Source organism: Microcystis sp. LE19-10.1B, assembly GCF_027530565.1.
In the GTDB taxonomy this organism is placed as follows: Bacteria; Cyanobacteriota; Cyanobacteriia; order Cyanobacteriales; family Microcystaceae; genus Microcystis; species Microcystis aeruginosa.
In genome coordinates this window covers 1-9301 of the sequence record NZ_JAPZQM010000763.1, presented here as the reverse complement: position 1 = coordinate 9301, position 9301 = coordinate 1, and the positions used below count along the sequence as shown (strand labels likewise).

7 protein-coding genes are annotated in these 9301 nt (G+C 44.4%); 4 read left to right on the top strand and 3 right to left on the bottom strand.

The features are described from left to right. Positions 1-51 precede the first annotated feature (51 nt). Both O9332_RS27640 and O9332_RS27635 read left to right on the top strand, forming a co-directional pair. Positions 52-234, top strand: coding sequence for a hypothetical protein (locus tag O9332_RS27640; RefSeq protein WP_079209469.1), 183 nt, complete (start codon positions 52-54; stop codon positions 232-234). Between the two features lie 82 nt (positions 235-316). After that, positions 317-793, top strand: coding sequence for a hypothetical protein (locus O9332_RS27635; protein ID WP_002762568.1), 477 nt, complete (start codon positions 317-319; stop codon positions 791-793). A 305-nt stretch (positions 794-1098) separates the two neighbouring features. Here O9332_RS27635 and crtB read toward each other — a convergent pair whose 3' ends face one another. Then, positions 1099-2031 carry a 15-cis-phytoene synthase CrtB gene (crtB, locus tag O9332_RS27630; RefSeq protein WP_002762567.1) on the bottom strand — a complete coding sequence of 311 codons (933 nt, stop codon included), beginning with the start codon at positions 2029-2031 and terminating at the stop codon, positions 1099-1101. Between the two features lie 105 nt (positions 2032-2136). Then, positions 2137-3567 carry a 15-cis-phytoene desaturase gene (gene pds / locus O9332_RS27625; RefSeq protein WP_288028221.1) on the bottom strand — a complete coding sequence of 477 codons (1431 nt, stop codon included), beginning with the start codon at positions 3565-3567 and terminating at the stop codon, positions 2137-2139. Between the two features lie 295 nt (positions 3568-3862). Between pds and O9332_RS27620 the strand changes: the two genes are divergently transcribed. Both O9332_RS27620 and O9332_RS27615 read left to right on the top strand, forming a co-directional pair. Then, positions 3863-6643, top strand: a complete 2781-nt coding sequence (locus tag O9332_RS27620) for a cation-translocating P-type ATPase (RefSeq protein WP_288028219.1) — start codon at positions 3863-3865, stop codon at positions 6641-6643. 4 nt (positions 6644-6647) lie between these two features. Beyond that, on the top strand, positions 6648-8447 hold the full coding sequence (locus O9332_RS27615; protein WP_288028218.1) for an SLC13 family permease: 1800 nt from the start codon (positions 6648-6650) through the stop codon (positions 8445-8447). 55 nt (positions 8448-8502) lie between these two features. Here the strand turns inward: O9332_RS27615 and O9332_RS27610 are convergent, their stop codons facing one another. Next, on the bottom strand, positions 8503-9039 hold the full coding sequence (locus tag O9332_RS27610) for a tetratricopeptide repeat protein (protein WP_288028216.1): 537 nt from the start codon (positions 9037-9039) through the stop codon (positions 8503-8505). Positions 9040-9301 lie beyond the last annotated feature (262 nt).

The window sequence follows — 9301 nt, the reverse complement described above, 5'->3', positions numbered from 1 at the left end:
TGGGAGTGATCGGGGGGAAATTTAGGCACTTTTTCCCTGAAAATTAGGTAATTGGCCACCTCAAAACTGGTAAAACCCCACACCCCACACCCCACACCCCACACCCTGCCACCACCGAAAAACTTTTTGCCGCAAACCCTAGTTAGTCCCAGCCTCGTCCGTCTTTCCCTGTTTCCATTATTTTTTCTGGCTTGTCGCCTGGTAATTATTATTATCGCCAAAATAAAAGGATAAATTTGTCAATCTTTGTAACGAAAAATCAAGAAAAACTGTTCTCACCGTATCGCCCCGAACCCTTCTGGGGAAATTTGTTACAATGAATACAAAGGGACTCCCTGCGCCAGATCCCATCCCTAGTAAAAAATTGCCGAGGTGGGGAGCGGAAGCCAATAGTTCCGATCGGGACGGCATTTGTCAGAGTTTCCCGCTTCCTTTAGTTTTAGGGGGAAAAGCCATGAAATCTGGAACATTATTATCGCCCGATCGACCGCTGCCAGAATTTCTCCGGTCAGCTATCCAAGACCGCTTTCCGGGGAAAGCGATCGATGATCTCAGCATCCGCTACTATGAAAGCGTCGAGGATGTGGGAGGGGAGTATTTTAACGATCGGGTGTTGCCTGCCTGTAGCGATGAGCCAGTCGTCCGCTATCTTGTCCCGTTTATATCCTACGTCCGTCTAGGAGAAGCGTTAGTTTTGGATCGGCAAGACGGTCTTGTGGTTTACGAAACCGAACGAGATGTTCCCTGCACGGAAACCGGACCTTTCTGGTTGGTGACTCCTAAATCGCGCTGAAAAAGCAAACCCAAGTTAAGCAGCTGAATTGGGAAAACTTAATAGTTAGGGTTGGCTGAATAAATCTAAAAACCTTGTTGGGTAAGACTTTTAGACTTTGGGGAGGTCAAAAAGTACCAGATATGGTAGTGATCAGGGGGAGAATTCAGGGACTTTTTCCCTGAAAATTAGGTAGTTTACCAGATGAAAATGGGTAAAACCCTACACCCCACACCCCACACCCTGCCCCCAGGAAAGACTTTTTCAGCCAACCCTAGTTAAGACTCGACGGGTGGAGTCGGCAAGCAGCAAAACCCGTCGAATTTTTATAACGCTTGCGATCGCAACCAAGCCACGGGTAAATAGAGCATTTTCTTGGTTAAAGGCACGAAGGCACGACGGGCGAAGACATCGTAATTATTTGCTTCAATTACGTCTAAAATGCCTTGATAAAGCAGTAAAGCCGCCCAAACCGGCCAACGGGAATCGGGATTAAGGGCGCGAATCCCCCTTTCGGCGGAATCGTAGTAATAACGGGCCCGCTCAATTTGGAAGCGCATTAACGCCTGCCAACGGTGATCATTAACCCCTTTGAGTAAATCGTCTTCGCTGTAGTTAAAACGCTCTAAATCCTCTAAAGGTAGATAAATCCGCCCACGATGGACATCTTCCCCCACATCCCGCAAAATATTGGTTAATTGATTGGCAATACCGAGATCGATCGCTTCTTCTTGCGGAATATAGACGCTTTGATTGCGCCGCCAAGGGGCAGAGCGATCGTCATCTTCCAATCCTAACACCGCGCTGGACATTAACCCCACCGTCCCCGCCACCCGATAGCAGTACAGTTTTAGTTCATCAAAGGTTTGATAACGACTGCGATAGAGGTCCATCTGTTGCCCGGCGATCATATCCCGAAAGGGTTGGATATCCATGGGGAACTTTTCTAGAGTATCCACGAGAGCGACATCGGCATCCTCGATGGCAACCCCAGAAAAGACGGTTTCTAGCTGTTTTTCCCATAAATCAAGGGTTTCAGGTGTAGTTAACCGGGCTTGGGGTCCATCGACCAGTTCATCGGTACGACGACACCAGACATAAATTGCCCAGATCGCTTGACGTTTTGCTTTCGGCATCAGGAGAGTACCGAGATAAAACGTTTTGGAATACTTCTCTGTAATCCGGCGACAGAGTTCGTAGGACTCCGCAAGGGAGACGAGGGGTTTGGTGGGGTGGGTCGGTTTTGGCAATTGGAGCATTCTGCTGGGGCGGAATGATTGACTTAGATTAACGGCGAACTGTGGCTAATGATATAGCATTGTCTCACTCAAGGCCATTTTCGTCATTAGTCCCTAGCCAGAGAATTAACGAGCGCTGGACACTGGTGTAGATTGGGTTTTATTCGGGTTTAGCGGTGCTGCGGGGTGATCTTTGCTGATCACTGCTGCCGCTAATTTCCCCGATAAAACGGCTCCTTCCATGCTTCCTAAATATTTTTGCATGGTATAGTCACCGGCGAGATAAAAATTCTCGATCGGAGTTTTTTGAGAAGGTCGATAAGCTTGTCGGCCAGGGGTGGCTTTATAAACTGATCGGGGAGTTTTCACCAGATGATATTTTAACAATTGACTGGGATTATCGCCAGTAAAATGTTGGGGAAAGAGTTTTTCTAGTTCTTTCATCGTGGCGGCGATAATTTCTTCATCGGATTTGCTAATCCAATCCTGAGCGGGAGCGAGAACTAATTCTAACATCGAGCGATCGGGGTTAGCGTATTCTTTACAGGTGTTGCTCATGTCAGCATAAACACTGAGTAAGGGCGAACGGGAGAATAATAAATGATCGATGTCGGTTAGTTTGCGATCAAACCAGAGGTGTAAATTAATGACGGGAACCCCTTCTAATCCTTCTAATTTTTGAAAGAATTTATCTTCTTGCCAAGGTTTAGGTAGTAAAACTTTTAAAGGATCTACCGGCATTGCAGACACATAAAGATCGGCTTCAAAAAGATAATCTTCCCCACCGTCTAAACCGCGCATTAAGAAGGCTTTAACTGTGCCATCTTCATTTAAGATAATCTCTTTTAAAGGGGCATTTAAGCGCACTTCGCCGCCTCTAGCGGTGATGTAATCGACTAAAGGTTGGCAGAGTCTTTCCGGGGGTGAACCGTCGAGAAAAGCCATTTTTGAGCCGTTTTTCTCCTGTAAAAAGCGGTTGAGGGCCGTTAGTAGAATTGTGGCGGAAATCTCGTTAGGATCGATAAAGTTTAGGGCTTTCGACATAGCGATAAACACTTCTTTTTCTACCCTAGGCGGTATGTTTTGTTTCTCTAACCATTCCGACCAAGAATATTTATCCATCTCCTCGACGTAACTTTGGCCTTTAACAATGGCAGGGATTAAACCGAGTCCAAATTTAATTTTTTCCTCCCAAGTTAACATATCATTATTGCGAAGAATGGCAACAATACCGTTAATTGGGGCGGGAATATCTGGGAAGTCAAACCGCGAATAGGTCCCCGGTTTTTCCGGCTGATTGAAGATCATCGAGTGTTCTTTCCACTGTAGGCGATCTTCTATGCCCAATTCTTTGAATAATTGCAGCATATTGGGATAAGCGCCAAAGAAGATATGTAAACCGGTTTCGTACCAGTCCCCATCGGCATCTTTCCAAGCGGCAATTTTTCCCCCTAATACATCGCGACGTTCCAGTACGATGGGCGTATGTCCCGCATCGACAAGGTATTTCGCACAAGATAATCCGGCTAGTCCCGCACCAGCGATCGCAACTCGCATCGTTTCCTATCTACTCTCTAATGTCTTGTCTTTATCACATTCGCCATTATACTTCACATTTCGTTACATTTTTTTTCAGATTATCGAGAAGTCAGGGGGCAGGAGGCGGCTTTGTTCTCCCCACACCCCACTTCCTTGATAACTGCTGACTGCTTACTGGTCACTGATAACTGATAACTGGTCACTGATAACTGATAACTGGTCACTGATAACTGATAACTGATATTGTGATATGTAATTAGCTTAATTCGCTTACCTTTTTAGTTCACGCGTACACCCTCTTCAATCGATCGCTATGACTTTTCCCACTACGTCACCTCAAGTCTCGGAAATAGAGAATAATCGTGCTTGGCATAATTTAACTGGGGAACAAACCCTAGAAATACTGAGAACCAATGGGGAAACCGGCTTAATCGAGGCGGAAATTGTTAAAAGAAAGGATATTTTCGGGTTAAATGAACTAAAAGAAACGGGGGGACGTAGCCCGTTAATGATTCTCTGGGAACAGTTTACTAACATTATGTTAGTGATGCTGATTGCCGTGGCGGTGGTTTCGGCAGTTTTGGACCTGAAAAAAGGGGAATTTCCCAAAGACGCAATCGCTATTTTTACAATTGTTATTTTAAACGGTATTTTAGGATATTTACAGGAAAGTCGGGCAGAAAAGGCATTAGCGGCCCTTAAGCAGTTATCCTCGCCCAAAGTTAGAGTTATTCGTAATGGTAGCACCTTTGAAGTGGCGGCCAAGGAACTTGTCCCCGGGGATATCATGTTACTGGAAGCGGGAGTACAAATTGCCGCCGATGGCAGATTATTAGAAGCACAAAACCTGCAAATCCGCGAAGCTGCCTTAACGGGTGAAGCGGAATCGGTGAATAAACAAGCACAGAAGGTTTTACCAGAAGATGCCTCTTTGGGCGATCGCATTAACCTCGTCTATCAGGGTACAGAAGTAGTACAGGGACGGGGGAAAGTGGCGATTACCAAGACGGGAATGGATACGGAAATTGGTAAAATCGCCGCCATGTTACAAGGAGTAGAAAGTGAACCAACTCCCCTACAGCAGCGAATGTCGCAGTTAGGTAACGTTTTAGTGAGTGGTTCCCTAGCTTTAGTGGCTGTAGTCGTGCTTGGGGGCGTAATTCGCTTTGGTTGGCAGTTTTTTGAGTCATTACTAGAAACCTCCCTTAGTATGGCTGTGGCTGTTGTCCCCGAAGGTTTACCGGCAGTGGTAACGGTGACATTGGCAATTGGAACCCAAAGAATGGTGAGAAGACAAGCTTTAATCCGTAAATTGCCGGCAGTGGAAACCTTAGGCTCGGTAACGACGATTTGCTCCGATAAAACCGGAACTTTAACTCAAAATAAAATGGTGGTGCAGAAAGTTAATACTTCCGAGCAGACAATTACTGTCACGGGGGAGGGTTACGCGCCCATCGGTGAGTTTAGTGGTGCTAGTGAAAGTGATCCCGAACTACAGGCAATTTTAACGGCTTGTGTCCTGTGTAATGATGCACTTTTGCAGAATCAAGCTCAAGAATGGTCAATTTTAGGCGATCCCACCGAAGGAGCTTTACTGACGTTAGCGGGTAAAGGAGGACTATATCGGGAAGCATTGGCACCACAAAGCCCTCGTTTAGGCGAATTTCCCTTTTCTTCCGAAAGAAAGAGAATGTCAGTAATCTGTGAGAATGCCCAGTTAGGTTTGGGGGATTCTGCCTATTTAATGTTTACCAAAGGATCACCGGAATTAATTCTCGAACGTTGTTCTCTGATCCAAGTTGGGGCAGAAAGTCAACCCTTAACAGATGAACAAAGAAGCCGTATTTTGGCACAAAATGACGAAATGGCGGGTAATGGCCTACGAGTCTTAGGTTTTTCCTATAAACCGATGACAGAAGTGCCAGAAGCGGAAAGAGAAGATAGTGAGGAACAATCCCTGGTTTGGTTGGGATTGGTGGGAATGCTCGATGCACCCCGCAAAGAAGTTAAAGAAGCGGTTGCCCTCTGTCGTCAAGCGGGAATTCGTCCGATTATGATTACCGGAGATCACCAATTAACCGCCAAGGCGATCGCATTTGAATTAGGAATTGCTGCCCCCGGGGAGCGAGTAATCACGGGTAAAGAATTAGAAAAAATGTCTCAGAATGACCTAGAGGCAGAGGTAGATGGTGTGAGCGTCTATGCTCGCGTTTCTCCCGAACATAAGCTGAGAATCGTCCAAGCTTTGCAAAAACAGGGCAAATTCGTCGCCATGACGGGGGACGGGGTGAACGATGCTCCGGCACTAAAACAAGCGGATATCGGCATCGCCATGGGGATTACGGGAACCGATGTCAGCAAAGAAGCCAGTGATATGATTTTGCTGGATGATAATTTTGCCACCATCGTCGCCGCCACCGAAGAAGGGCGCGTGGTTTACAGCAACATTCGGCGCTTTATTAAATACATTCTCGGCAGTAATATTGGCGAGGTTTTAACGATTGCAGCGGCTCCTCTGCTCGGTTTAGGCGGTGTACCCCTTTCTCCCTTGCAAATCCTCTGGATGAACCTTGTCACCGACGGTTTACCGGCTCTTGCTCTGGCAATGGAACCCGCCGAACCTAATGTGATGAAACGTCCACCTTTTAGCCCCCGGGAAAGCATTTTTGCTCGCGGGTTGGGTTGGTATATGATTCGCATCGGTGTGGTGTTTGCCATTCTCACCATTATTATGATGGCTTGGGCTTACCGATATACTCAAGCAACCCCCGAAATCGGAGATCCTGGACGTTGGAAAACCATGGTATTTACTACCCTCTGTTTAGCACAAATGGGTCATGCTTTGGCGGTGCGTTCCCATACCCAGTTAGCTGTGCAAATGAATCCCTTCTCTAATCCTTACATTATTGCTGCCGTGGGCTTGACAACGATCCTACAATTGTTGTTAATTTATGCTCCTCCTCTACAAAACTTCTTCGGTACTCAATGGATTAGTGGCACGGAATTATTAATCTGTTTTGGATTTAGTGCCTTAATGTTTGTTTGGATTGAGTTGGAGAAGTTATTTATTCGCTGGTTCATGACGAAAAAATAAATCAATGCCAACACCAATTATTCTGACTTTAACGGTTTTAGTCGTTGCTTTAGTCGCTTTCGTGGCGGAATGGCTACCGGTAGATTTAACCGCTTTATGCGTGGCTATTGTCCTCATTCTTTTGGGTTTAGTTACTCCCGAAGAAGGTATCGCCGGATTTAGTAATTCTGCCACGGTGACAGTGATGGCGATGTTTGTGCTTAGTGCTGGAATTACCCGCACGGGAGTGATTCAAGTAATTCGCGATCGCTTGCTGGTTTGGGGGGGCAAAAATCCCCACCAACAGGTATTTGTCTTAGGGGCATTGGTGGGGCCGATTAGTGCTTTTATTAATAACACGGCAGTGGTGGCGATCTTTTTACCCATCGTTGAAGATTGGTGTAAAAAACAAAAAATTTCCCCTTCTAAGTTATTAATTCCCCTTTCCTACGCCACGGTTTTAGCGGGGATGATTACCGTGGTGGGAACTTCTACTAACATTCTCGCTAGTGGTATTTCTGCCAAGCTGGGTTATGGGGAATTTAGCTTATTTCAATTCACTGCTTTAGGATTAGTAACTTTTTTGGCAGGGTTGATTTATTTAACAATTTTTGCCCCGAAATTACTACCTGATCGCAAATCTTCCACGGGGGAATTTTTAGACGATGATTACGGTTCTAAAGTATATCTGAGTGAGGTCATTGTTACCCCTCGTTCTAATCTTATCGGTCAAACTTTATCTCAAAGTGGACTACAAAGAAAGTTTGATTTTGATGTGTTGGAATTAATCAGAAATAAGGTACATTTACCCCAACCTTTAGCCGATAAAGTTCTCAATGCTGGCGATATTTTAATCGTTCACAGTAGCCGGGAAGAACTATTAAAAATTAAAGATGAAAGAGGATTAGAAATCTTTGCTGATCTCAAATTTCAGAAAGAAGATATTGAGTCGGTAATTACTACAGGTGAGGAAAAATTAGCCGAGGTTTTGATTCTCTCTAATTCCCGTTTAATTGGGACAACTTTAAAAGATTTGAAATTCCGTCAGCGTTATAACGCAACAGTTCTGGCGATTCGCCGTGGTTCGGAATTACTACAAGGAAGATTAGGTAAAATTCCTTTAAAGTTTGGCGATTTGCTCTTGGTTCAGGGACCAAAACAGAGTTTTATTGGTTTACAAACCACGCGGGAATTATTAGTCTTAGAAGAAAAAGAAATTGAATCCCAGCGACAGGATAAAGGCATTATTGCTTTAATAATTACTTTGTCGGTGATTATTATTGCCGCTTTTGATATTCAACCAATTCTCGTCACCAGTTTAGTTGGGGTGGTTTTAATGGTAATTACTGGCTGTCTAAAACCGGGGGAAGTCTATGGTTCTATTCGTTGGGATATTATCTTTTTATTAGCGGGTTTAATTCCCCTAGGTACTGCCATGGATAACTCGGGAACTACTAAATGGTTAGCAGATAATTTAGTGGCTATCGGCGGCAATCTTTCGGGGTTTTGGATCTTAGTTTTCTTCTATCTAATTACCTCAGTTTTAACTGAAATCCTCTCTAATAACGCCGCCGTCGTGTTAATGATTCCCGTCGCCGTGGAAGTGGCGAAAACTTTGGGTTTAAATCCTTTGGCTTTTATGTATGCTGTCACCTTTGCTGCTTCTAATAGTTATCTCACACCAATTGGCTATCAAACTAACACCATGGTTTATGCACCTGGCGGCTATAAATTCCTCGATTTTACCCGTTTGGGTGCGCCCCTAAATTTAATTTTGACGTTTTTAACCCCTAGTTTAATTGTCTTGTTTTATGGCTTGAAATAAAGAAAGAGATCGAAGATTCTTCGATCTCTAAAAAGAATTTGATCAGTAGTCAAAACTATTTCGATTCAGCAAAGCGTTTACGCAGGGATTCGGTGCGCTTTTTCGCTACGGTATTATCAGGATCAAATTTGAGAGTTTCTTCGTAGGTTTCGAGAGCTTTTTTAGCCATTTGTTTCTTTTCGTAAACATTGCCAAGATTATTGAGAGCGATCGAGTATTGAGGATAAAGTTTAATGGCTTCTTTGTAGTTACGAATCGCTAATTCTAATTGTTCTTGAGCAAAATAGGAAAAACCGATCGCATTGTAGATTAGGGCTTGATTTTCTGGTTCGATGCTTTCTTCCTCAGAGATTTTTAAAGCCTTTTGTAGTAAACTCAATGCTTGAACATAGAGTTTTTTATCGAGATAAAGACTCCCTAATTCATAGTATTCTTTAGCTGTACCTTTTTCTTTTTGCAATTTCTTTTGTAGCTTGTTAAAGGTTCCTTCCACTCGACGGGTTTTAAAGATTTGCACGATGACAAAAATTCCTAAACCAATCACGAAAATTAGCAATCCAGAAACGTAAATAAGCGGCAGGGTATCTTCCATAATTAGCGATCGAGCAATTAATATTTTTATACTTATTCAATCAGATTATAGCAGGATTTAGTCAGTGATCATTGATCAGTTATCAGTGATCACTGATCAGATTTGAGTTTTCAGTTCACTGTTCACTGTTCACAGCAAAAAACTCCCCACTTCATAATTCATAATTCTCACACCCCACTCCCCACACCCCACACCCCACACCCCACACCCCACACCCCACACCCCACACCCCACACCCCACACCCCACACCCCACACCCCAC

Excerpts from the sequence above, each read along its gene's own strand:
- O9332_RS27635 (WP_002762568.1), top strand. The coding sequence starts at position 317 with ATGAATACAAAGGGACTCCCTGCGCCAGATCCCATCCCTAGTAAAAAA.
- crtB (WP_002762567.1), bottom strand. The coding sequence starts at position 2,031 with ATGCTCCAATTGCCAAAACCGACCCACCCCACCAAACCCCTCGTCTCC.
- pds (WP_288028221.1), bottom strand. The coding sequence starts at position 3,567 with ATGCGAGTTGCGATCGCTGGTGCGGGACTAGCCGGATTATCTTGTGCG.
- O9332_RS27620 (WP_288028219.1), top strand. The coding sequence starts at position 3,863 with ATGACTTTTCCCACTACGTCACCTCAAGTCTCGGAAATAGAGAATAAT.
- O9332_RS27615 (WP_288028218.1), top strand. The coding sequence starts at position 6,648 with ATGCCAACACCAATTATTCTGACTTTAACGGTTTTAGTCGTTGCTTTA.
- O9332_RS27610 (WP_288028216.1), bottom strand. The coding sequence starts at position 9,039 with ATGGAAGATACCCTGCCGCTTATTTACGTTTCTGGATTGCTAATTTTC.